19 protein-coding genes and 1 tRNA gene are annotated in these 22,836 nt (G+C 69.7%); 11 read left to right on the forward strand and 9 right to left on the reverse strand.

Going from position 1 to position 22,836, the window contains the following annotated elements; translation table 11 throughout:
* Nucleotides 1-31: 31 nt before the first annotated feature.
* On the reverse strand, nt 32-1,402 hold the full coding sequence (locus FSY98_RS15160) for an MFS transporter (RefSeq protein WP_144877461.1): 1,371 nt from the start codon (nt 1,400-1,402) through the stop codon (nt 32-34).
* Nucleotides 1,403-1,691: 289 nt separating this feature from the next.
* On the opposite strand from FSY98_RS15160, the gene FSY98_RS15165 reads away from it, so the two are divergent.
* The 4 genes from FSY98_RS15165 to FSY98_RS15180 are packed head-to-tail and all read left to right on the forward strand — an operon-like array spanning nt 1,692 to nt 7,048.
* A complete protein-coding gene (locus tag FSY98_RS15165; protein ID WP_186307706.1) occupies nt 1,692-3,056 on the forward strand; it encodes an MFS transporter in 1,365 nt (454 codons plus the stop codon).
* Nucleotides 3,053-4,318 (forward strand): CaiB/BaiF CoA-transferase family protein, encoded by a 1,266-nt coding sequence (locus FSY98_RS15170; protein WP_144877463.1) that lies wholly within the window; start codon nt 3,053-3,055, stop codon nt 4,316-4,318. The genes FSY98_RS15165 and FSY98_RS15170 overlap by 4 nt, the downstream gene beginning before the upstream one ends.
* Nucleotides 4,318-5,115 carry an enoyl-CoA hydratase/isomerase family protein gene (locus tag FSY98_RS15175; RefSeq protein WP_144877464.1) on the forward strand — a complete coding sequence of 266 codons (798 nt, stop codon included), beginning with the start codon at nt 4,318-4,320 and terminating at the stop codon, nt 5,113-5,115. The genes FSY98_RS15170 and FSY98_RS15175 overlap by 1 nt, the downstream gene beginning before the upstream one ends.
* Before the next feature lie 40 nt (nt 5,116-5,155).
* Nucleotides 5,156-7,048, forward strand: coding sequence for a helix-turn-helix domain-containing protein (locus FSY98_RS15180; RefSeq protein ID WP_144877465.1), 1,893 nt, complete (start codon nt 5,156-5,158; stop codon nt 7,046-7,048).
* An 18-nt stretch (nt 7,049-7,066) separates the two neighbouring features.
* Here FSY98_RS15180 and FSY98_RS15185 read toward each other — a convergent pair whose 3' ends face one another.
* Nucleotides 7,067-8,083, reverse strand: coding sequence for a hypothetical protein (locus tag FSY98_RS15185; protein ID WP_144877466.1), 1,017 nt, complete (start codon nt 8,081-8,083; stop codon nt 7,067-7,069).
* A 189-nt stretch (nt 8,084-8,272) separates the two neighbouring features.
* Between FSY98_RS15185 and FSY98_RS15190 the strand changes: the two genes are divergently transcribed.
* Together FSY98_RS15190 and pepN are read left to right on the forward strand one after the other, a co-directional pair.
* Entirely contained in the window at nt 8,273-9,232 is a 960-nt protein-coding gene (locus FSY98_RS15190; RefSeq protein WP_186307707.1) for a DNA topoisomerase IB, read from the forward strand.
* A gap of 68 nt (nt 9,233-9,300) precedes the next feature.
* The gene (gene pepN, locus FSY98_RS15195; RefSeq protein ID WP_144877467.1) at nt 9,301-11,778 is read left to right on the forward strand and encodes an aminopeptidase N; all 2,478 of its coding nucleotides are present in this window, start codon (nt 9,301-9,303) and stop codon (nt 11,776-11,778) included.
* 19 nt (nt 11,779-11,797) lie between these two features.
* Here the strand turns inward: pepN and FSY98_RS15200 are convergent, their stop codons facing one another.
* Nucleotides 11,798-12,436 carry an MBL fold metallo-hydrolase gene (locus tag FSY98_RS15200; protein WP_144877468.1) on the reverse strand — a complete coding sequence of 213 codons (639 nt, stop codon included), beginning with the start codon at nt 12,434-12,436 and terminating at the stop codon, nt 11,798-11,800.
* 152 nt (nt 12,437-12,588) lie between these two features.
* Here FSY98_RS15200 and FSY98_RS15205 point away from each other — a divergent pair.
* Nucleotides 12,589-12,661 (forward strand) — tRNA-Glu (locus FSY98_RS15205).
* Nucleotides 12,662-12,741: 80 nt separating this feature from the next.
* Here FSY98_RS15205 and FSY98_RS15210 read toward each other — a convergent pair.
* The 3 genes from FSY98_RS15210 to FSY98_RS15220 form a co-directional block, all read right to left on the reverse strand.
* Nucleotides 12,742-14,073: an acyltransferase gene (locus FSY98_RS15210; protein ID WP_144877469.1), complete on the reverse strand. Its 1,332-nt coding sequence runs from the start codon at nt 14,071-14,073 to the stop codon at nt 12,742-12,744.
* Between the two features lie 108 nt (nt 14,074-14,181).
* The gene (locus FSY98_RS15215; protein WP_144877470.1) at nt 14,182-15,300 is read right to left on the reverse strand and encodes a DUF4349 domain-containing protein; all 1,119 of its coding nucleotides are present in this window, start codon (nt 15,298-15,300) and stop codon (nt 14,182-14,184) included.
* Nucleotides 15,297-15,878, reverse strand: coding sequence for an RNA polymerase sigma factor (locus FSY98_RS15220; protein ID WP_260857506.1), 582 nt, complete (start codon nt 15,876-15,878; stop codon nt 15,297-15,299). The genes FSY98_RS15215 and FSY98_RS15220 overlap by 4 nt, the downstream gene beginning before the upstream one ends.
* A gap of 234 nt (nt 15,879-16,112) precedes the next feature.
* On the opposite strand from FSY98_RS15220, the gene FSY98_RS15225 reads away from it, so the two are divergent.
* Complete coding sequence (locus FSY98_RS15225) at nt 16,113-17,117, forward strand: TerC/Alx family metal homeostasis membrane protein (protein ID WP_144877769.1); 1,005 nt, start codon at nt 16,113-16,115, stop codon at nt 17,115-17,117.
* A 12-nt stretch (nt 17,118-17,129) separates the two neighbouring features.
* Nucleotides 17,130-17,480, forward strand: a complete 351-nt coding sequence (locus tag FSY98_RS15230; protein ID WP_144877471.1) for a DUF2834 domain-containing protein — start codon at nt 17,130-17,132, stop codon at nt 17,478-17,480.
* Here the strand turns inward: FSY98_RS15230 and FSY98_RS15235 are convergent.
* Complete coding sequence (locus FSY98_RS15235) at nt 17,443-18,036, reverse strand: LON peptidase substrate-binding domain-containing protein (RefSeq protein ID WP_144877472.1); 594 nt, start codon at nt 18,034-18,036, stop codon at nt 17,443-17,445. The genes FSY98_RS15230 and FSY98_RS15235 overlap by 38 nt on opposite strands.
* A gap of 36 nt (nt 18,037-18,072) precedes the next feature.
* Between FSY98_RS15235 and FSY98_RS15240 the strand changes: the two genes are divergently transcribed.
* Nucleotides 18,073-18,570, forward strand: coding sequence for a DUF427 domain-containing protein (locus FSY98_RS15240; RefSeq protein ID WP_144877473.1), 498 nt, complete (start codon nt 18,073-18,075; stop codon nt 18,568-18,570).
* A gap of 19 nt (nt 18,571-18,589) precedes the next feature.
* Here the strand turns inward: FSY98_RS15240 and FSY98_RS15245 are convergent, their stop codons facing one another.
* Nucleotides 18,590-19,903, reverse strand: a complete 1,314-nt coding sequence (locus FSY98_RS15245) for an LLM class flavin-dependent oxidoreductase (RefSeq protein WP_144877474.1) — start codon at nt 19,901-19,903, stop codon at nt 18,590-18,592.
* The gene (locus FSY98_RS15250; RefSeq protein ID WP_144877475.1) at nt 19,900-21,195 is read right to left on the reverse strand and encodes an O-acetylhomoserine aminocarboxypropyltransferase/cysteine synthase family protein; all 1,296 of its coding nucleotides are present in this window, start codon (nt 21,193-21,195) and stop codon (nt 19,900-19,902) included. Before FSY98_RS15250 ends, FSY98_RS15245 begins: the two co-directional genes overlap by 4 nt.
* A gap of 189 nt (nt 21,196-21,384) precedes the next feature.
* Between FSY98_RS15250 and leuC the strand changes: the two genes are divergently transcribed.
* The gene (leuC, locus tag FSY98_RS15255; protein WP_144877476.1) at nt 21,385-22,836 is read left to right on the forward strand and encodes a 3-isopropylmalate dehydratase large subunit; all 1,452 of its coding nucleotides are present in this window, start codon (nt 21,385-21,387) and stop codon (nt 22,834-22,836) included.

Genomic DNA, 22,836 nt, shown 5'->3' on the forward strand with positions numbered 1-22,836 from the left:
CGGCCCCGACCCCGCGCGAGGGTCGTCGGCGTCAGCGGCGGGTGACGGCGACCGACGCCGGCGTCGGCGCACCACTCCCGTCCGTCGTCGACGAACGACGCGGCAGGGTCTCCGGCAGCGCGGCGATGCCGATGATGCCGATGATGCTGAGTCCGACGAGGTAGGCCGCGACGAGCCACGGGGTGCCTCCGGTGAGACCGACGAGCGCGGTCGCGACGAGGGGCGCCGTGCCACCGACCAGGGCCGCGGGGATCTCGCGGGAGATCGCGATGCCGCTCCACCGCATCCGCGTGGGGAAGAGCTCGGCGAGCATGGCGGCGCTGACGCCGATCGTCGCACCCTGCACGATGGCGAGACCGAGGATCAGGCCCAGCGCGACGAGCACCGAGTTCTCGGTCTGGAACAGGACGAAGAGCGGGAACGCGAACACCACTGCGAAGATCGCGGCGCCCAACAGGACGGGCTTGCGGCCGATACGGTCGGCGAGCCTGCCGAATCCGAGCGTGGCGGGGATGGTGAGGAGTTCCGCGATGATCAGGCCGACCAGCGCGTGCGTCGGGTTCACGGTCAGGGTGCCGGTCGTGTACGAGATCGAGAACGTCTGCACGATGTACACCCACGGCAGGGCGAACACGAAGAACGCCATGCCGGCGAGCAGCGTGCGCCAGTGCGACTTCACCGCGAGGGCGAGCGGGGCATGCGAGACGGTGCCCTCGCGCTCGGCGGCCTCGAACGCCGCCGTCTCCTTCACCCGGAGGCGGAAGTAGAGAGCGAACGCGACGATGACGATGCTCGCGATGAACGGGATGCGCCACCCCCACGCGCGGAACTGATCGGCGGGCAGCAGGCTGATCAGTGCGAACGTCGACGTCGCGAGAGCCATGCCCAGATAGACGGACGCCCCGGGGAAGCCGGCGATGAAGGCGCGGTTCCTCGTGTCCGACGACTCGCTGGCCATCGTCATCGCTCCGGCGAACTCGGCCCCGGCACCGGCGCCCTGGAAGAGACGCAGCACGATGAGAAGGATCGGCGCCCAGATGCCGATCGTCTCCGCGGTCGGCAGGAGTCCGATGAGCGTGGTGGCGATGCCCATCATGAGCAGTGTCGCGAGCAGCGTTCCCTTGCGGCCGATGCGGTCGCCGAAGTGGGCGAACACGAGCCCGCCGATCGGGCGCGCTCCGAATCCGACGGCGAAGGTGGCGAAGGCGCCGAGCAGTCCGGCGAACTCACCGCCGCCCGGGAAGAACAGCGGCGCGAAGATGAGAGCCGACGCCAGCCCGTACAGCGTGAAGTCGTACCACTCGATGATGGTGCCGACCGAGCTGCCGATCACGGCTCGGCGGCGTTGGTCGCGCGGATCCAGTCCGGGGCGGTCGATGTCGTCGGCGAGGTCGATGTCCATGGCACTCCACTGTGTCGGGCACGCCGGTGGTCGGCGGCGATGTCCAGGCTAGGAAAAGCGGGGGAAGGAGCTCATGTATGCCGAACACACGATCGGTACGGGATCGTGTGGGCAGGGCACACCGACGGTCTTCCGCAACGCACGAGCCGTGCCGCTTTCCTGCGCAGCTATATGCGTCAGAGACACGAGCACTCGGTGCTTGTGGTCGTCATCGCCATGGTTCCGCGGAGAGCGCGCTGACACGCTGGATGCACGGTGTCGACGAGGACGCCGTGGAAGGAACGCACCCATGACATCGGCATCCACCGCTCCGCGCGGCTCGACCGGATCCCCTGAGACGACTCCCGCCGCGTCGTCGCAGATCCGCACCATCGTCGCCTCGAGCGTCGTCGGCACCACCGTCGAGTGGTTCGACTTCTTCGCCTACTCCACGGCGGCCGCGCTGATCCTCAACTCCCTGTTCTTCCCCGACTACGACCCGCTGGTCGGCACCATCCTCGCCTTCGGCGGCATCGCGGTCGGCTACTTCGGACGCCCGCTCGGATCCATCGTCTTCGGGCATTTCGGGGACCGCATCGGACGCAAGCGGATGCTGGTGCTGTCGCTCGTCGTGATGGGCGTGGCCACCTTCCTCATCGGCCTCCTCCCGACGTACGCCGCGATCGGGATCGCCGCACCGGTGCTGCTCATGGTGCTCCGATTCGTGCAAGGCTTCGCCCTCGGCGGCGAGTGGGGCGGAGCGGTGCTGCTCGTCGTCGAGCATGCCGAACCACGGCGTCGCGCCTTCCTCGGCAGTTTTCCGCAGGTGGGACTCGCGCTGGGACTCACGCTGTCCACCCTCGTCTTCCTGCCGCTGGTCGCGCTCCCCGGCGACGCGTTCGCCACGTGGGGCTGGCGCGTGCCGTTCCTGATCAGCGCCGTGCTGGTGCTCGTCGGGCTGTTCATCCGACTGCGGATCACGGAGACCCCCGAGTTCGAGAAGATGCGCGAGGCAGGACGTGCGGCGCGCGTCCCGCTGTGGGACACGCTGAAGACGCACCCGGGACAGGTGATCTTCGCGGCGCTGAGCTTCGCGGTCATCGGCGCGGTCTTCTACATGCTCTTCACCTTCAGCCTCACCTACGGCACCCAGTTCGTCGGGCACTCGCAGCCCCAGATGCTCACGATCGCGACGGTGTGTTCGGTGCTGGCTCTGGTCGGTCTCCCGCTGGCGGGCCGGCTCGCCGACCGCTTCGGTGTGGCGAAGGTCTTCGGCGCGGGCACGGTCATCTCGGTCGTCCTGGCGTTCCCCGCCTTCTGGCTCATCGACACGGGGAGCCTCGCGGCGGCCTACGTCGCGTACCTAGCGATGACGATCGGCTTCTGCGCCACCTACGGAACCCTGGGCGTGCTGTACGCGCAGGCGTTCGACGTGCGCATCCGCTACACGGGCATGTCGCTCGCGCTGGGCATCGGCACGATAGCCGGCTCCGCGTTCGTGCCGATCATCTACCTCGAGCTGCTGGACGTGTTCGGCGGTTCGTGGGCCATCGCCCTCTACATGGTGGTCGCGGGAGCCGTGACGCTCGTCTCGGTCACCGTGCTGCACCGCCTCACCCGTCGCGCGGCCGCGCGCGACGCCGCCCATGCCCCGACGGAAGGAAACACCCGATGATCGATGACGCCACGCGCGACCTGCTGAGCGGATGGGCGGGGATCGACGCCGCGCCCGGATCCCTGGCGGGGGTGGTGGTGGTCGACGTCACACGGGTCGTCGCCGGTCCGTACTGCTCGATGATCCTCGCCGATCTCGGCGCGACGGTCATCAAGGTCGAGAACCCCGACGATCCCGACTACACCCGCACGTTCCCGCCGCTGCTGCCCGGTGCCGACGGCGAGTCTCTGAGCGGCTTCTTCGCCCAGTTCAACCGCAACAAGCTGGGGGTCACCCTCAACCTCAAGAGCCCCGGGGCCGCCGAGGTGCTTGACCGGCTCGTGCAGCAGGCGGACGTGCTCGTGGAGAACTTCCGGCCGGGCACCATGGAGCGTCTCGGTCACGGCTACGACCGGCTCAGGGGAGTCAACCCGCGGCTCGTGTATGCGGCGCTGAGCGGGTACGGGCAGACCGGTCCCTACCGCCTGCGGCCGGCGTACGACAACAGCGCACAGGCCACGGGCGGCCTCTGGTCGATGAACGGCGAAGCCGGCCGGCCGCCCACACGCGTCGGGACGATCATCGGCGACCTGGCGGCGAGTCTGTACGGCGTGATCGGCATCCTCGCGGCGCTCAGGCACGCGGAGCAGACGGGGGAGGGGCAGCTCGTCGACATCTCCCAGCAGGACTCCGTGCTGACCCTCACCGAGAACGCGGTCGTGTCATACACGGCCGAGGGGATCGTGCCGAAGCCGCTCGGGAACGAGCATCCGTTCGTGCGTCCGTACGAGCTGTTCCCCTGCCGGGACGGTTTCGTCTTCTTCGGCGGCTACACCGACAAGTTCTGGCGCATCTCGTGCGAGACCTTCGGCAGTGCATCCGATTGGGAGGACCACCCCGACCTCCACGCCATGGCCGAGCGGTTCGACGCCGACGTCTATCGCGAGAAGGTGCGCCCACTCGTGCTGGGATGGTTCGCGGACCGCACCAAGGCCGAGCTCGAGGCGCTGGCCGGCGACCTGGTGCCGCTGAGCGCGGTGAAGGACATCGGCGAGGTCGTCGAGGACCCGCAGATCGCGGCGCGCGGGATGATCGTGGAGACGGAGTACCCCGGTCACGGATCGCTGCGCACCTTCGGCTCGCCGGTGAAGCTCGATCGCACGCCTCCGCAGACCGCGGGGGCCGCACCGGGGCGCGGTGAGCACACGGATCGCGTGCTCGCGGACCTTCTCGGATTCGAGGCGGACCAGGTCGCGGGGCTCCGTGCGGAAGGGGCGATCTGATGTCGGTCCGCCTGGAGGCCGACGGCGGCGTCGCCGTCATCACGATCGACCGCCCCGAGAAGCTCAACGCGCTCACCCTGTCGATGTACGACGAGCTCGGCGCGGCGTTCGCCGAGGTGCGCGACGACCCGCGCATCGGCGTCGCCGTGCTCACGGGCGCGGGGGACAGGGCGTTCTGCGTGGGGGCGGACCTCGGCGAGTCGATCCCCGCTCTCACCGAGGAGCGCTTCGACATCAGCGAATGGGATGCCGCGCATCAGAAGCACTCGACCCTCGAGAAGCCGGTGATCGCGGCGATCAACGGCCTGTGCCTCGGGGGCGGCTTCGAGATCATGCTGTCGACCGACATCCGGCTCGCGGCCGCCGAGGCGCAGTTCGCCCTGCCCGAGACCGGAGTGGGCGTGGTGCCGGCCGGCGGTACGCTCGTGCGATTGATCCGCCAGATCCCGTACGCGTTCGCGATGGACCTCATGCTGCGCGGTAGCCGGATCGATGCCGAGACGGCGCAGAGATACGGTCTCGTGAACCGTGTCGTCCCTGCTGCCGATCTGATGGACGAGGCGCTGGGAGTGGCGGACGAGCTGCTGCAGCGAAGCGGAACCGCGATCGCGACGGTGAAGCGCGCCGTGCGCGCCCTCGCCGACCTCCCCGAGGAGGAGGCGTTCCGTCGGGAGGCGACTCTCGGTCAGCAGGCGTTCGCGAGCGCGGACGCACGGGAGGGACTCGACGCGTTCGCGACGCGGAGGCCGGCGTCGTTCCCGTCGCGGGCGGCGTTGCGAGTCGGCTCGTCCTCATAGACTGCTGACAGTCCCGATCGTCACTGCCCGAGGAGACGCGTTGACCGACAGAGCAGTGAGCCCCGCCGCGCTCGTGCGCGAGGTCCTCGCGGCGACTCGTGCGCAACCGGGCGAGCGCACGGCGGCGCTCACCCGGATGCTGACGGATGCCGACGTGGCTGGTGAGGATCGCGACCAGCTCATCGCCGCCGTGCGCGATTCGCAGCAGCTGACGGCACGGCTGCGCCGCCGCGCGACCGAACTCGAAGCGCTGTTCTCGACCGCGAGGGAGCTGGTGCGTCTGCAGGACGTGACCGACGTGCTGCGTCGCCTGGTCGAGCGCGCGCACGAGCTCATGGGCACCGACGTCACCTACCTGTCCGAGGTCGACAACGAGCAGGGAGATCTGCGTGTGCGCTATTCGGCTGGCACCGTCACCCCCGAGTTCCGCGACCTGCTCGTGCCCGCGGGTTATGGGCTGGCGAGCCTCGTGGCGGAGACGCGCGAGCCGGCCTGGGTCAGCAGCTATCCCGACATGGCGGAGGCTCCGCACGACTCCGGTATCGACGCAGCGGTCGAGCGGGAAGGGCTCGTGTCGTTCCTCGGCGTGCCTCTGGCCGTCGGGGACGAGGTGCTCGGCGCGCTGTTCGCCTGCAACCGGTTCTCGCACGACTTCACACCCGACCAGGTGCTCCTGCTCTCGGCGTTCGCCGACCATGCCGCGGCCGTGCTGCACAGCGCCCGGGTCCTCGCGGACTCCGCGGCCGCGCGCGCGCACGTGGAGGACGCCTATCGCGAGCTCGAGCAGCACGTGTCGGCGACCAGGGTGGTGGGGGCCATCCACGAGGAGCTGACGGCCGCGGTGATGTCGGGCGCCACCGTGATCGACCTCGTCTCCACGCTGTCCGATCGCCTGGGGCGCCGGGTCCGCGCGGTCGACGACTCCGGTCGTCCGCTCGATGCCGCGGCCGACGCGCGTGAGACCCTCCCGTCCCGCCGGTCTCTCGCCGACGCCGTGCGGGAGAGCAGGACGAGCGGGCACGCCGTGCCCGTGCACGACGACGAGGGTGCCCGGTGGCTGGTCGTCGCGATCATCGGCGTCGACCGGGTGCTCGGGGCGATGCTCGCCGAAGACGACGACACCGCGACCCACGACGTCGCGCGACTCACGATGGAGCGCGCGGCCCAGGTCGCCGCCCTGGTCTCCTTCAAGCGCGACGCCGTCTCGGCGATCCGTGCCGAGCGGCGGGCCCGAGTCCTGACCACGGTGCTCGACGGGGATGCCGATGCCGCGGCACTCATCGCGGAGGTCGCCGCACCGGTCGTGGCGGCGGCGGTGGTGGACGTGCACGGGCACGACGGCGCCCTCGGGGTGGCCGCGGAGGCGGTGGGCGACGAGGGACTCGTGACGGTTCGCGGCCCCGGTCTCGTCATCGCCTGGACCGCCGCCGACGTCGGGGGAGCGACCGAACGTGTGCGACGTGTGCTCTCCGAGCGCCTCGGAGATCCCGACGTCGCATCCGTCGTCGGGTCCGCCGTCGCGGACGCCGCAGGCCTCCGGGCGTCCGTCGAGCGGTCCGTTCGCGACCTGCGCTTCCTCGCCCCGCTCGGAATCCGCGGCGTGACGGTGCGTTCGGCGGACTTCGCGCCGTACCACGTGCTGACATCCGGCGTCCCCGACGCGGCCGCCCACTTCGTCGACAGCGTGCTCGGACCCGTGCGCGCATGGGACGAGCGTCGAGGAACGGCGCTCGTCGCGACCCTCGGCGCGTACTTCGACCGGGGCGAGAGCAGGCAGGCGACGGCTGCGGCGCTGCACGTGCACACGAACACCGTGCAGCAGCGTCTGGATCGCATCTGGTCGCTGCTCGACGGAGACGCCGACGATGCGGAGTTCCGCTTCCGCCTTCAGGCGGCGGTGCGGCTCGAGCTGCTCAGACGCGCGCTGGGCTGACGCCGGTCGGCGGACGCGTCACTCGCACTCTCCGAGGAACCCGAGGTAGCAGACGGCTTCGTGGGTCTCGGCGGGACGGTAATCCTCGTTCGACACCTGTCGGGTGTCGACCTCGGGCGTTCGGGTCAGATTCCCGTAGGTGCCGAGCGTCGCGACATAGGCGCCTTCACTGTCCTGGCCCCGCATCTGGCCGATCGCGCTGCTGTAGTCCGCGCACAGCGTCGCCGCCGCCTCGGTGAGCTCCACCCCGGCGCAGTTCGCGTCGTAGCTCGCCTGCAGAAGGTCGGTGCAGTCGGTCCAGTCCTGATTGACGTAGCAGGGGTTCGTGGAGTCCATCGACACGTCGTAGCGGCCGGTCTCGTACTCCTCGCTGTGGAACGTCTCCGGCTGCTCCGGCACGTCGACCTTCGTCCAGTGGCGTGCCGTCGTGAAGGCGGCGACGACGACGATGGCGACGATCAGCAGCAGCGCCCCGACGATCGACAGGGTCACCCACAGGCCGACGTTCCGCTTCGTCTTCGGGGAGCCATCCGACGGCATCCCGGCATACTGCGCGGTGTGAAAAGAAGACGACGCAGGGTCGACACCGGGCGACACCGCGGTCGGCGCGAACGCCGCCGTCGGCTGCGCGTCCTGGCCGAACGCTCCCGGGTGCTCCGTCGTGGGCGCGCCGGGATACTCCGTCGCGGGTGCTCCCGAGTAATGCGTGGTGGGCGCGCCGGGGTACTGCGGCGCGGGCGATCCCGGGTACTGCGCCGTGGGCGCGCCGGAACCCTGCGGAGTCGATGAGAAGGGCGGTGGCGCTGCGTCGAACCCTGAAGCAGCCGCGGGCGGTGACACGACCGGGTCGCTCACGGGCGGAGTCTCGGGAGCGGGAGCGGGCTGAAGCGAGAGCCAGTAGGCGTACCAGCTCTCGGAGGATGCCGGATCCGCGGCGACCTGGTGGGCCTCGACGTCGCTCAGCGGCAGACCCAACGGGCCGCGCATGTCCCCTCGGGTGAGGGCCGCACGAAACTGCTCGAGTGACATCGCCATACGTACGAGGATGGCAGACCCGCGTGATCCCCGACAATCAGCGGTCCCGGGCGCGGGCGTCGACACGGTCGGTCGGCCCCGGTGTCGCACTAGCAGATCGCGTCCGCCCGACGCCACGCCCTTCTCGCGTGCGGGATCGTCGGGCATCGTCGCTACCGTGACGAGACGATCGACCAGGGGAGGCCGCTCATGGCGCTGACACGAGTGGTACCCGGCGAGGAGCCGGGCATCCGTCGAGTGCGGTCCGGTTCCGGATTCCGCTACCTCGACGCCGGCGATCAGCCCGTGGCCGAGGCCGATCGCGAACGCATCCAGGATCTCGTGATCCCGCCCCGATGGACCGACGTGTGGATCGCGGCCGATCCGCTCGCGCACATCCAGGCCGTCGGCACCGACGACGCGGGGCGGCGTCAGTACCTCTATCACCCGCTGTGGCGGGCGGGGCGCGACCAGCGCAAGTTCGCCAGAGCCCTGCGCCTGGCCGCGGCCCTTCCATCGGCGCGGCGGCAGGTGACCCGAGCGATCGGGGAGCCGGGGCTGTCGAAGGAACGTGCCCTCGCCGTCGCTTTCCGTCTGCTCGACGACGGGGCCCTGCGCATCGGCTCCGAGCGCTACCTGGTCAAGCATGGCAGTCGCGGTCTGAGCACGCTCCGTCGCAGAGACGTGCGCATCGACGGAAGCACGGTCGCACTCGAGTTCCCCGCGAAGAGCAAGCAGCTCGCGTCGATCGAGATCACCGACGCGCCGCTCGCGGAGGCGCTGTCGGAGTTCGCCGTCGGTTCTCCTCGGGCGACGCTGCTCGCGTATCGCAAGGGCCGCCGACGAGTCAGGCTGACGTCGGGGGAGATCAACGCGTATCTGCGCAAGGTCGCGGGCGCGGCGTTCACCGCGAAGGACTTCCGCACCCTGCACGGCACGATCCTCGCCGCCGACGCTCTCGCGCGGATCGGTCCGCTCGACGGCACGAACGAGCGGCGCAAGGCCGAACGCCTCGCCGTGCAAGCGACGGCATCCGCGCTGGGCAACACGATCGCGGTGGCGCGGAACAGCTACATCGACCCCAAGGTGTTCCGGCTCTACGCCCGCGGGCGCACCCTCGACCTGTCGGTGTCGCCGGAGACGGCGATCCGACGCCTGCTCGGCAAGTGATTCCGCCGCGCCGCCCGTCATCACGGCGGCGAGGCAGCGCTCCCGGACCCGGATGACAGGATGGAACCATGGACATAGCCAACCTCACCCGCGAGGAGACCGCTGCGCGATCCGCGGTGGTCGCCGTGCGCAGCATCCGCGTCGAGCTCGATCTGACCGGCGCACCCGAGCGCGCCCGCACCGGCTTCGCGACGGCGACGACGATCGAGTTCTCCTCGACGAGCGACTCCACCTGGCTGGACTTCATCGGGCTCTCCGTCGACCGGCTCGTCGTCAACGGTGACGAGCGCGACATCGACTACGACGGGGCCCGCATCCAGCTCCGCGATCTCGCCGCCGACAACGTGGTGCGCGTCGAGGGCACCGGCGCCTACAGTCGCTCGGGCGAGGGGCTGCACCGGTTCCACGATCCCGCCGACGGTCTCACCTACCTGTACACGCAGTACGAGCCCGCCGACTCCCGCCGGGTGATGGCGTGCTTCGAACAGCCCGACCTCAAAGCGGCGTACACGTTCGTCGTCGATGCCCCTGCGGGATGGCAGGTTCTCTCGAACCAGTCGGCGTCGTCCGTCGACGTGGGCGTCGGCGTGCAGCGCGTGGAGTTCGCCCCCACGCTGCCGATCTCGAGCTACATCACCTCGGTCGCCGCCGGTCCCTACACGCGGGTCGACGGTGCATGGCAGCGCGACGAGCAGACGATCGCTCTCGGCGTCTTCGTCCGTCAGTCGCTCGCGCAGTACCTCGAGTCCGACGAGATCCTCGAGATCACGCGACAGGGGCTCGACTTCTTCACGGATTCCTTCGCGTTCCCGTATCCGTGGGGCAAGTACGACCAGATCTTCGTCCCCGAGTACAACCTCGGCGCGATGGAGAACCCCGGCCTCGTGACCTTCACCGAGTCCTACCTGTCTCGCGGCGCCGCGACGGATGCCCAGCGTGCTGCCCGCGCCAACACGATCCTGCACGAGATGGCGCACATGTGGTTCGGCGATCTCGTGACCATGAAGTGGTGGGACGACCTCTGGCTCAAGGAGTCGTTCGCCGACTACATGGGCGCCCATGCCTCTGCCGTGGCGACCCGGTTCCACGACGCGTGGGTGAAGTTCGCCGCGAGCCGCAAAGCGTGGGCGTATCAGCAGGACCAGCTTCCCACCACGCATCCGATCGTCGCGGACATCACCGATCTCGAGGCGGCGAAGCTCAACTTCGACGGCATCACCTATGCGAAGGGCGCCGCGGTGCTCAAGCAGCTCGTCGCCTTCGTGGGGGACGACGCGTTCTTCGAGGGCGCGCGGCGCTACTTCGCGGCCAACGCCTACGGCAACACGACGCTCGACGACTTCCTCGTCGAGCTCAGTGCCGTGTCGGGGCGCGACATGACGGAGTGGTCGCGCGCGTGGCTGCAGACCACCGGCCTATCGACGCTCTGGCTCGAACGGTCGGGCGATACCGCAATGCTGGTGCAGAAGGACCCGCGGCCGCACCGGCTGCGCATCGGTCTGTACGACGACGTCGACGGACGGATCATGCGGCGTGACCAGCTCGCACTCGACATCGCCGACGATCGCACCGAGATCGAGCTCGCCGATGCCGCCCTCGTGCTCCTGAACGACGACGACCTCACCTACGCGAAGGTGCGCCTCGACGAGCGCTCGCTCGCCACGGTCGAGGCGTCGCTGTCGTCGATCGAGGATCCCCTCGCCCGCGCTCTCGTGTGGTCGTCGCTGTGGAACGCCACGCGCGACGGTGAGCTGGCCGCCACGCGCTACACGGCGATCGTCCGAACCCACGCCCCGGCGGAGTCGAACATCGGCCTGCTCGTCGGCGTCCTCGCCAACGCCGCCTTCGCCATCCGTCACTTCGTCGCCGACGATCGTCGGGTCGACGAGCAGAGGCTCTGGGTGGAGGCTGCGTGGGACGCGCTGCAGGAGGCCGATGCCGGAGGCGACGCCCAGCTCTCGTGGGCGCGAGCCCTCGCCGCGGCATCCGCCTTCGACGACGTCCGGCACGCGGAGGTGCGAGCTCTTCTCGACGGCGACGTGCCGGAGGGTCTCGCCATCGATCCGGACCTGCGCTGGCAGCTGCTCACCGGCCTCGTCACGACCGGACACGCCGGTCTCGCCGACATCGATCGGGAGGCAGAGACCGATGACACCGGCAGCGGCCGAACGGCGGCCCGTCGGGCCAGGGCAGCGCGGCCGGAGGCGTCGGTCCGTGCGGAAGCATGGCGGACGGCGTGGGACGACGAATCGCTGAGCAACGATCATCTGGATGCCGAGATCGCCGGCTTCCGTGCCGGCGGTCGACGCGACCTCATCGCCGGCTTCGATGACGAGTACTTCGCACGGATCGCCGGCGTGTGGCGCACCAGGAGCATCGAGCTGGCTCAGCGTCTCGTCGTCGGGATGTTCCCGGCGGCGGCGTCGCTGGGCCTCGTGGACGCGTGGCTCGACGCGAACCCGGACGCACCTGCGGCGCTGCGCCGGATCGTCGTCGAGCAGCGCGATCACCTCGCGCGCGACCTCCGCGTGCGAGCGGCTCAGTAACCCGCACGCGGAGGTGCCGTCAGAGGTCGAGGGAGTCGTTCGGCTCGAGCGCGAAGAACTCGCCGCCGTTCTGCTCCGTCGCCCACTTCAGGCGGTCGCGGTGCATCGTCTTGCCTGCGACCGACAGCGTCATGTCGTGCGTGCCGAAGGCCCGGCGGGGTTTGACGGCGAGCACGTAGTCCATGGCCTCGCCGATCTTCAGCCAGGGCGCCCCGAGTGGCGCGGCGAGCGTGCCCACCTCGATGCCCTCCGGCACGGCGTACGAGTCGCCGGGGTAGTAGAACTCGCCGTCGACGAGCACGCCCACGTTCTCGGGCACCGGCAGGGACGAGTGGATGACCTCGTGCGTCCCCCCGAAGAATCGCAGCTCGAACGACCCGATGGTGACGGTGTCGCCCGGGGCGACCACGGTGATGTCGTATCCGTCGGCGGCCTCGGCGACGCCCTGGGGTCCGAAGATCGGCGTACCGGGTGCGGCCCGCAGTATGCGGTCGAGGTGCTCGGGCGTCCAGTGGTCCGGGTGCTCGTGCGTCAGGACGACGGCGACGAGGCCGCTGAGGTCGGCGAGCGGGCTGGTGAAGGACCCTGGGTCGATGAGCAGGACGTTCGTCCCCTTGTCGATGCGGAGGGCGGCATGTTCGAATTTCGTGACGCGCATGAGGCGAGTCAACTCCCTTCAGATCGCTCCCGCAAACGGCTTGACACCGCGCCACGCCCGGGATCTCTGCGCCCTCAGCCTCGATTTGGCGCAGTGAGAATCGCCGTGGCATACTTGAACGGTTGTCGCGGAACGGAAACGGTCCGCAAGACGGCCCCATCGTATAGCGGCCTAGTACGCTGCCCTCTCACGGCGGTAACGCGGGTTCGAATCCCGCTGGGGTCACACAACACACGAAAGCCCTCGGTACGCCGAGGGCTTTCGTCGTTCCCGGGCACGAGTGCCCTGTCGCCCGCGCCGCGACCTCAGGTGTTCGGTCGCCCGGCCGCCGGCGTCGAGCCGGTGAGCCATAGCGCAGTGACCGCGCAGGCGAGCGATACGGCCGCGAGCGGGAAGTCCAGACCGTAGGTGGTGATCGCGATGAGGGGGGCGACGAACACGACGACCGCCAGCGGGGTGATCCGCATTCCGCCGAACCGGGGGATGCCGGGGCGCGGAGCCGCCTCGAAACGCACGAGCCATAGCGACGCGGCCCACACGACGGCGAGCACGACGACGAGGAACAGTGGACGCGTCCACCACCACAGCGCGGTCCCGGGGGCCGGCATCGGGGCTGGTACCAGTAGTTCGATGCCGATGAGGATCATGATGATCGGCAGGTGCCAGAGGTAGATCGTCATGAGACGCGCGCCGACGACGAACACGACGCCCTGCGCGGCGCGGGTCTCCATGAGCGCGGTGAGGGGCCGGTGCAGCAGCGTGAGACCCGCGGCCTGGATCACCGCGAGCACCGCCATGGGGGTCGTCGGCGGCCACTGGTTCCCGAGCATGCTCCAGGAGTACCCGTCGAGCGAGACGAGCCCCCAGAGCGCCAGATAGCCGCCGACCATGAGCAGCACGAGCTCCCACCACCGCCGCCGGGAGAACCAGCCGTCGAAGAGGAAGAAGCCGACCTGCTGCGCGAAGAGCCACACGAACACGATGTTCGGCACTCCGAAGAGCTCCTGGCCCGCGCCGTACCCCTCCGGGGGCACGGGCTGGATGCCGAGCAGACCGCCCGCCACGATGTACCGGAATCCGTCGACGAGCAGAGCGGCGCCGAGCAGGACGAGCAGCACGCGCCCGCCGTTCCTCTCGTGCAGGCGCATCATCGCCGGCGCAGCCGCCTGCACGATGAGGTACGCGGCGAGGAACCACAGCGGCGAACCCACCCCCACTGCCACGACGTCGACGAGTGCGGGGTCGACGCCCAGCATCCGCACGACGCCCAGGGCGACGGTGAAGAACACGAACAGCGGAACCGCGGGACGGGCCAGACGCGCGAGCCGCACGCGGGCGAAGGCATCGGCGCTCTCGCCACGCCGTTGCGCCGACCGCCACCCGGCGCGGGCGGCGTAGCCGCCGACGACGAAGAACAGCGGCATGATGTTCGCCACCCAGGTCGCTGCGCTGAACCAGGGCTGCGCCTCGACGGTCCGCTCGATCAGCAGCGATCCGTCTTCGGCCCGACCGACACCCGTGAAGAGGATGTGGACGAACACCACGAGCACGACGCACACGACGCGTGCGAGATCGAGCGTGAGGTCGCGTCCGATCGGGATCGTGCGGGCGGTCGTGTCGGCGGCGGCACTGCTCATGCCGACGACTCTAGCGGCGGGGGCGACTCACGGCGGAGACGATGTCGGGGCCTCGCGATCGGCCACGGAGGGCCGTCCCGTATGGGGCGGCCCTTCATCGTCTGTTCGTCAGTCCTCGGCCGGCGACGCGACGGCATCCGCTCGCACGATGCGGCGCCGACGACGCGCGCGCCGTATCAGCCAGACGATCAGCACCACGACTGCTGCGACGGCGAGCCAGGGGAGGACGAACCCGACCGCGATGACGAGCGCGTTGAGCGAGACGACGAGGCCGTTCCACCCGGCGAGCAGTCCGTCGCCGAATCCGGCGGGATCGGCCGAGGTCGGCGCGGCCGCCTTCGTGAGCTGCACCTGCACGCTCGACATCGCGATCTGGTCGTCGATGGCAGCGAGCTGCTGCTCGTACGACTCGAGCTGAGCCTGGCGATCGGTGAGCGCGACCTCGGCCTCGATCAGCTCCGACACGCTGCCCGACTGCGCCATGAGCTCCGTCAACCGCTGGACCGATGCCCTGGTGGCGTCGACGCGAGCCCGCAGATCGATCGCCGTCGACGTGACGTCCTGCTTCGAGATCGATGACGAGACGACCTCGCCCGCGTCGCCGACCTCGTCGATCACCGCGGCGAGATCGGCCGAAGGGACCCGGATGCCGATCCATCCGTAACCCGAGTCCGGGGGCGTGGGCGACGACGTGTCGTCGACCTCGAGGCTCCGGCCGACGTCCGTGCTCTCGACGTACCCGCCGCGTGCCTCCGCGAGCGCGCCGATCTCGTCGGCGGCTCTCGCGATGTCCTGCACCTGGAGCGTGACGAAGCCGCTCGCCACGATGTCGCGGTCCGCGCCGTCGACCGCGCCGGGTGCGAGCACCGCGGAGTCCGCACCAGTGGCGGCTTCGGGGATGCTCTGCGGAGCGCTGCGGTCGACGGCGCTGCCGCTCGAATCCTGCGCGGGACCGTCGGCGACCATCCCGCCTCCGTCCGCCGTGCTGGCGGCGCTCCCGCCGACGCTCTGCAGGATGGGCGGTGTCACCAGCACTCCCACCGCGAACGCCGCGGCGATCCCCGCGCCGGTCAGCCAGCGGCGACGCCGAGCGCGTGATCGATCGGCGGCGGGTGCGGGGCGGGGGCGCTCCGCAGCGATCTGTGCGAAGACGGCGCCCTCGATACGGGCGACGGCCTCGTCCGAGAGCTCGGGGAGGTCCGGCAGGTCAGGGGTCTTGTCGTTCATGCGTCGCTCGCTTCCTTGACGGCGCCCCGCAACTGGGTGCGCACTCGCGAGAGACGGTTCCGAACGACCGCGTGGCTGACCCCGAGCTGCTCGGCGGCGGCCTGGTACGCATAGCCCTCGGCGGCGCAGAGCCGGAAGATCTCGCGGTCCAGCTCGCCGAGCGTGCCGACCTCCTCCGCGATCCGGTCGGCGAGGGCCGTCGTGATCACCTGCTCCTCGACGCTCACCGTCGCCGGCAGCGTCTCGTCGACGGCGTCCGCGGTGTGCGCCTGATCACGACGGCGCTGGCGCAGGCGGTTGGCCGCCTGGAACCGGCAGATCGTCGCGAGCCACGGCAGGGCCGATTCGCCCTGCAGTTCGAGCCCCGGCAGCTTGCGCCAGGCCGTCACGAAGGTCTCCTGCGTCACGTCTTCGGCATCGGCGGGCGAGCCGACGATGCCGTGGGCGATCCAGTAGACCGGGCGCGCGTATGCGCGGTACAGCTCGCGGAAGGCGCTCTCGTCGCCTTCTGCGGCCTGCGCCACCCATCTCTGATCACTCGTCTGCACGGCATCCCGCTTCCGTTCGGCGTCTCTCACCCTGGGAGTGTCGACGGATGCCTCATCGTCTCAGAATCCGGATCGACTTCGGATCCGAGTGAGCGATCGACGCCCGGTTCGGGTCTAGCATGGACACCGCGAGGGGGAGTATCCCGGATCCGCGCGTAACGTCATCACGAGCATCTGCGTAGCTGCTCCGGGCGCGCGACGCACCTGAGTGCGGGGGAGAGACTTTCGGTCTTTTCCCTGCCTTCCGAAAGGTCCTGTGTGACTGTGGACATCCCTCTCTGGTTCGAGATCACCTCGATGGTGGTTCTCAGCCTCATCCTCATCGGCGATCTGCTTCTCATCCGTCTGCGACCGCACATCCCGTCCACCAGGGAGTCGACCCTCTGGGTGGTCTTCTACGTCGGGCTCGCGCTCCTCTTCGCCGTGGTCCTCGGCACCGTGGCCGGCTGGCGCAACGCCGGCGATTTCGTCACCGGATGGGCACTGGAGTACAGCCTCTCGGTCGACAACCTCTTCGTCTTCGTGCTGATCATGGCGCAGTTCGCCGTTCCGCGGCGTCTGCAGCAGCAAGTGCTCATGGTGGGCATCATCATCGCGCTCGTGCTGCGCGGGGCGTTCATCCTCGTCGGGGTCACGATCATCGAGCACTTCTCGCCGATCTTCTACATCTTCGGCGCCTTCCTCATCTACACCGCCATCAAGCAGGCGATGCCCGAGGGCGAGCACGACGACGATGTGAAGCGCGAGAACTTCATCGTGCGACTGCTGCGTCGCCGCATCGACATCAGCGACACGTACGACGGCTCGAAGATCCGCACCATCGTCGACGGCAGGCGGATGTGGACGCCGATGGTCATCGTGTTCATCACGATCGGGGTCACCGACCTCATCTTCGCGATCGACTCCATCCCCGCGATCTTCGAGATCACGACCAACGGCTTCCTCGTGTTCTCGGCCAACATCTTCGCCCTCATGGGCCTCCGGCAGCTGTACTTCCTGCTCGGGGACCTGCTCGACCGCCTCCGGTACCTGCACTACGGCATCGCCGTGATCCTCGGGTTCATCGGCGTCAAGCTCATCCTGCACGCTCTGCACGAGAACGAGCTGCCCTTCATCAACGGCGGTCAGCACGTGGAGTGGGTGCCCGACATCGACAACCTCGTCTCGCTCGGCGTGATCGTGGTGTCGATGGCCGTGGCGACGGTGGCCAGCCTCGTCGCGTCGTCCAGGGAGAAGCGCGCCGAGAGGCTCGCCCCGACCACGGAGTGAGATCATGGCGCCATGATGCGCCACTGGACACCGCTCGCCGTCGTCTATCTCGTGCTCGCGGTGGGAGGTCTCGTCGGAACGTGGACGTACAACGTCCTGGCGATCACGCAGATGGTCGACTTCCTCGGCGATCTGTCCGGCAGCGGGCCGGCGGTCTCGTCGATCACGACGGATCTGCTGGTGGTCGCCATCGCCGGCAGCGTGTTCATCATCATCGAGGCGCGGCGCATCGGGATGCGGTTCGGGTGGCTCTACGTGGTCCTGTCAGGCGTGACGGCGTTCGCGTTCACCTTTCCGCTGTTTCTGGCGATGCGCCAGCGCCACCTCACCCGGCTGACCACAGCTGCTCGGCGTCCAGCGTGAGGTCGATGACCTGCCGCAGCAGCCCCCCGACGGTGGTCGATCGCAGCAGCGTGAACTGGTCGTACTCGCCCAGCGGCGCCATGGCGGCGAGCTGCCACGCCGCGGCGAGCGGATCGTCGGAGATCTCGGTGTCGGCATCCCACCGCCCCTCGACGAGGGAGAGCACGCGTCGCACGATCGCCTCCGCCTCGGTGCGCAGCGGCGTCAGTGCGTCGTTCCAGACGAGGTCGGGCAGGAGCGCGACCTCGGCGCGCGGATAGGGGTCGTCGTCGAGCCACTGCTCGATCGTGAAGCGCTGGGTGCCGACCGCGACGGCGTGCAGCACCTCAGCCCCGGCGGTGACGCTCACGAGCCGGGCCATCGTCCCGATGCCGCTTCGCCGGTCGCCTCCGCCCACCTCGTGGCCGCGCTCGATGAGCACGACGCCGAACTGCGGGTCGTCGTCGTCGAGCAGCTGCCCGACCATCGTCAGGTAGCGCGGCTCGAACACCCGGAGCGGCAGTGGGGTGTACGGGAACAGCACCGAGCCGAGCGGGAACATCGGAGTGGCGGTCATGACCCCAGTCAACACTGCGAGACGTACAGTGAACAGATGCGCAGACCCCGCCCAGACACGCCCGCCCCCGGACAGGAATCCGTGTGGGACTACCCGCGGCCCCCACGAGTCGAGCGAGTGACGGAACGGGTGACGATCACACTCGGGGGCGAGGTGGTCGCGGAGACGACGGATGCCGTGCGCGTCCTCGAGACCAGCCACCCGCCTGTGTACTACCTGCCGATCGCCGACTTCGTCGACGGCGCGCTCGTCGACGCCCCCGGGTCATCGTTCTGCGAGTTCAAGGGGGCCGCGCGGTACCTCGACGTGCACGGCGGCGGAGCAGTAGCCGCCGGAGCGGCGTGGAACTACCCGCAGCCGTCGCCGGGGTACGGCATCCTCGCCGACAAGGTGGCGGTGTACGCGGCGCCGATGGACGCCTGCACGGTCGGCGACGAGACCGTGACCCCGCAGCCCGGCGGCTTCTACGGCGGATGGGTCACGTCCACGGTCGCCGGACCGTTCAAGGGCGTGCCCGGGTCGATGGGCTGGTAGCCCGCCGGACTCCGGGGTATCAGAAGGCGCGGAGGTTCGCCTGCAGACCGCCGTCGACGTACTCCCGGCGCAGGATGCCGCGTCGGCGCAATACCGGAACCAGTTCGTCGAGGGTGCGGTGCAGCGTGACCGGGTGGAAGTCGCCCCACAGCAGCACACCGTCGCTGCCCCAGTCGCCGAGTTCCTCGATCAGATCGGCGAACTCCTCCGCCGTGCCCACGAAACCGGTGCGGTCGGTGATCCGGCCGGTACGGGCCAGTGCGGTGAGGTGAGCTCGCAGCGGGGCGTCGTCTCCCCGGTCGCCGACGAGGCGCTGGATGCTGCCCCGCGAGACGTGGGGGCCGAAGATCGACAGGTCGAGCGGTCGTTCGAGATCGAGCGCCGTGAGGTCGGTCTCGAGGTCGCTCGACTGCTTGCGAGCGATCTGAACGAGCGCGGCGTCGTCGGGGTGGGCCGAGGCGGCGACGATGCGGTCGGCCTCTTCCGAGGAGGTGGTGATGACGGGCTGGATCGCGAAGAGGATCTTGATGTCGTCGGGCGTGCGCCCCGCGGCGGTTGCCGCGTCGTGGATCTTGGCGCGATACGCCCTCACCGATGCTTCGTCGAGCGGGGCGAGAGCGAGCTGCACGTCGGAGTTCGCCCCGGCGAAGCCGAGCCCGCGCCCCGAGCCGCCGGGGGAGACGATCGCGGGCTCGCCGTCGGTGAACGGGATCGCGTTGAGAGGCCCGTCGAATGAGAAGTGCTCGCCTCGATGCCGCGTCGCGCGGAAGCGGGTGCCGTCGGTGTACACATCGGTCTCGCGATCCGCGACGAGGGCACCGTCTTCCCAGCTGCGCCAGAGCGAGCGGATGCCGTCGAGCCACTCCTCCGCGCGGTCGTAGGCCGCGTCATGGCCGAGCTGCGCAGCATCCGAGAAGTGGCGGGCGCTGCCGGTGTCCGTGACGACGTTGAGACCCAGCCGGTGCCCGCTCAGATGCTGGAGGGTCGCGAATTGGCGCGCCGCCGTGTAGGGGAGGTACGCCGCGGGGTTCACGGTCGGCACCACGCCCAGGTGTCGCGTCGCCTGGAAGAGGTACGGCGCGAGCAGCAGCGGGTCGTGCTTGGGGCCGCCGAATGCGTGCCGCACCCGGAGGTCGATCGTCTCGGGCGAACCCATCGACGGTGCGTCCTCGATGATGACGAGGTCGAAGCCCGCCTGCTCCAGAGTGCGCGCTGCCTCCTGGTAGATCTCGGGCCGTGTCCAGTCGTAGTCCCAGTCGAGCGAGGGATATCCCCATCCCTGCGGGCCGAAGCCGCGGGCGAGGAACCACCCGAAGTGCTGGAGCTTGGTCATGCCACGGTCTCGCGGGCCGGGGCGAGGACGCGCGCGAGGTCGGCGATGAGGTCGGCGACGTCCTCGATGCCGATCGATAGCCGCAGGGTGCCGGGGCGGACGCCGAGCACCGCGCGCTCCTCATCCGTGCGGGAGGCGTGGCTGGTGGTTCCGGGGTGCAGCACCAGGGAGCGCACATCGCCGATGTGCGTCATGTGGGTGAAGACGTGGACGTCCTCCACGAAGGCGCGTGCGGCGTCGAGTCCGCCGCGCAGGGTGAAGGTGAAAATGGAGCCGTACCCGCCGCCGAGGTACTCCGCCGCGAGGCGGTGGTGCGGGTGGGTCTCGAGACCGAGATAGTCGACGCTCTCGACCGCGTCCTGGGCGGCGAGCCAGCGAGCAACCTCGAGCGCGTTCCGTGACTGCCGCTCGACCCGGAGGCCGAGGGTCTCGGCGCCCTGACCGATGAGGAAGGCGTTGAGGGGAGAGGGCGACGCCCCGAACCGCGGCGCGACCGACTCGCGGGCGTAGGCGATGCGGGCGTTGCCCCCGTGCCGTGCAGCCACGCTCGCGAGGCCGCCCCGCCCGGGGAGCACGAGGTGCGGAGCGTTGAGTCCCTCTTTGGCCGGGTCGAAGCGGCCGTCGTCGACGAGGACGCCGCCGAGCACAGAGCCGTGGCCGGCGAGGAACTTGGACGCCGAGTGCACCACGATCGCCGCGCCGTGCTCGATCGGTCGGACGAGGAACGGCGTGGCGAGCGTGTTGTCGACGATGAGGGGGATCGCCGCCTCATCCGCGACGGCGCTGACGGCGGAGATGTCGAGGAGATCGTTGCGGGCATTCGCGATCGACTCGGCGAAGAGCGCCCGCGTGTTGGGACGGATCGCCTCACGCCATGCGTCCGGGTCCCCGATGTCGTCGACGAAAGTCGTCTCGATGCCGAGCCGGGTGAGGTTGTCGAGGAACAGCCCGCGGGTGCCCTCGTAGATGTGCGTCGACGAGACGATGTGATCGCCGGCCCCGGCCACCGTGAGGAGCGCGGTGGCGACAGCGGCCTGCCCGCTCGCCACGAGTACGGCGTCGGCGCCGGACTCGAGTGCCGCGAGCTGCCGCTCGACCGCGCGGACCGTCGGATTGCCGGTGCGGGTATAGCCGAAGCCGTCACCCGTGCCGAAGTGGTTCGCCGCGTGGTCGAAGTCGTCGAACTCGAAGCCGGCCGTGAGGTAGATGGGCGTCGCGCGCGACGCTGCCGACTGCTGGTTCCGGGCGGCGTGCACCGCCCTGGTGGCGAAGCCGGGGGAGTCGTCGGTCATGCGGGGTGCCTCTCGATGATGCGGGTCACAGTACTGTGTCACGGCGTGACTCGCCGCACGGAAGCGGTGGTAACCTGACGTCATGCGGATCGTGCTCCTTCTTAGCGGCCGCGACGAGACCTCGATCTAGAGCCCCTCCTCGTCGCGGAGTCCATCGTGGGCCGACCCGCCATCATCAGGAGAACCGCCATGAGCACGCCCGCATCAGCATCCGATTCCGCACGCCGCCGGACACTGGCCGAGAAGGTCTGGGACGACCATCTGGTCGTCAAGGGCGAGAACGGCGAGCCGGACCTCATCTACATCGACCTGCACCTCGTGCATGAGGTGACGAGCCCGCAGGCCTTCGACGGTCTGCGCAGCGAAGGAAGACCGCTGCGGCGGGTCGACCTCACCATCGCCACCGAAGACCACAACACCCCCACCTGGGAGATCGACAAGCCGATCGCCGACCTCACCAGCCGCACGCAGATCGAGACGCTGCGGCGCAACGCCGCCGAGTTCGGGGTTCGGCTGCACTCGCTGGGCGACGCCGAGCAGGGCATCGTGCACGTGGTCGGGCCGCAGCTCGGTCTGACCATGCCCGGCATCACGGTGGTCTGCGGCGACTCGCACACCTCGACGCACGGCGCGTTCGGCGCGATGGCCTTCGGCATCGGCACGAGCGAGGTCGAGCACGTCATGGCCACGCAGACCCTGCCGCTGAAGCCGTTCAAGACGATGGCCATCACTGTCGAGGGCACGTTGCGCCCCGGTGTCACGGCGAAGGACATCATCCTCGCCGTGATCGCGAAGATCGGCACCGGCGGCGGCCAGGGGTACGTGCTGGAGTACCGCGGCAGCGCCATCCGCGCCCTCTCGATGGAGGGCCGCATGACGATCTGCAACATGTCGATCGAGGCCGGTGCCCGCGCCGGCATGGTCGCACCGGACGAGACCACGTTCGCGTACCTCGAGGGGCGTCCGCACGCGCCGAAGGGACAGGACTGGGAGGATGCCGTCGCCTACTGGCGCACGCTCCCCACCGACGAGGGCGCCGTGTTCGACGCCGAGGTGTTCATCGACGCCGACGAACTCGAGCCGTTCGTCACCTGGGGGACCAACCCCGGCCAGGGCAGTTCCCTCTCGGCATCCGTTCCGGATCCGGCGGCGATCGCCGACGCCAACGAGCGCGCCGCCGCCGAGCGGGCGCTGGAGTACATGGCGCTGACACCGGGAACTCCTCTGAAGGAGGTGCCCGTCGACGCCGTGTTCATGGGGTCATGCACCAACAGCCGCATCGAGGACCTGCGCGCCTTCGCGTCGATCATCAAGGGCAAGAAGAAGGCCGACGGCGTGCGCGTCATGGTCGTACCCGGCTCTGCCCGCGTGCGACTGGAGGCCGAGGCCGAGGGGCTCGACCAGGTGATCAAGGACTTCGGGGCCGAGTGGAGGTTCGCCGGGTGCTCGATGTGTCTCGGCATGAATCCCGATCAGCTCGCGCCGGGGGAGCGCTGCGCCTCCACCTCGAACCGCAACTTCGAGGGGCGCCAGGGCAAGGGCGGACGCACGCACCTCGTCTCGCCCCTGGTGGCGGCGGCGACGGCGATCCGCGGCACCCTGTCGAGCCCGAGCGACCTGAACGAGATGGCGGAGGTCTGA

The sequence above is a fragment of the Microbacterium sp. 1.5R genome (assembly GCF_007667425.1).
Taxonomy (GTDB): domain Bacteria; phylum Actinomycetota; class Actinomycetes; order Actinomycetales; family Microbacteriaceae; genus Microbacterium.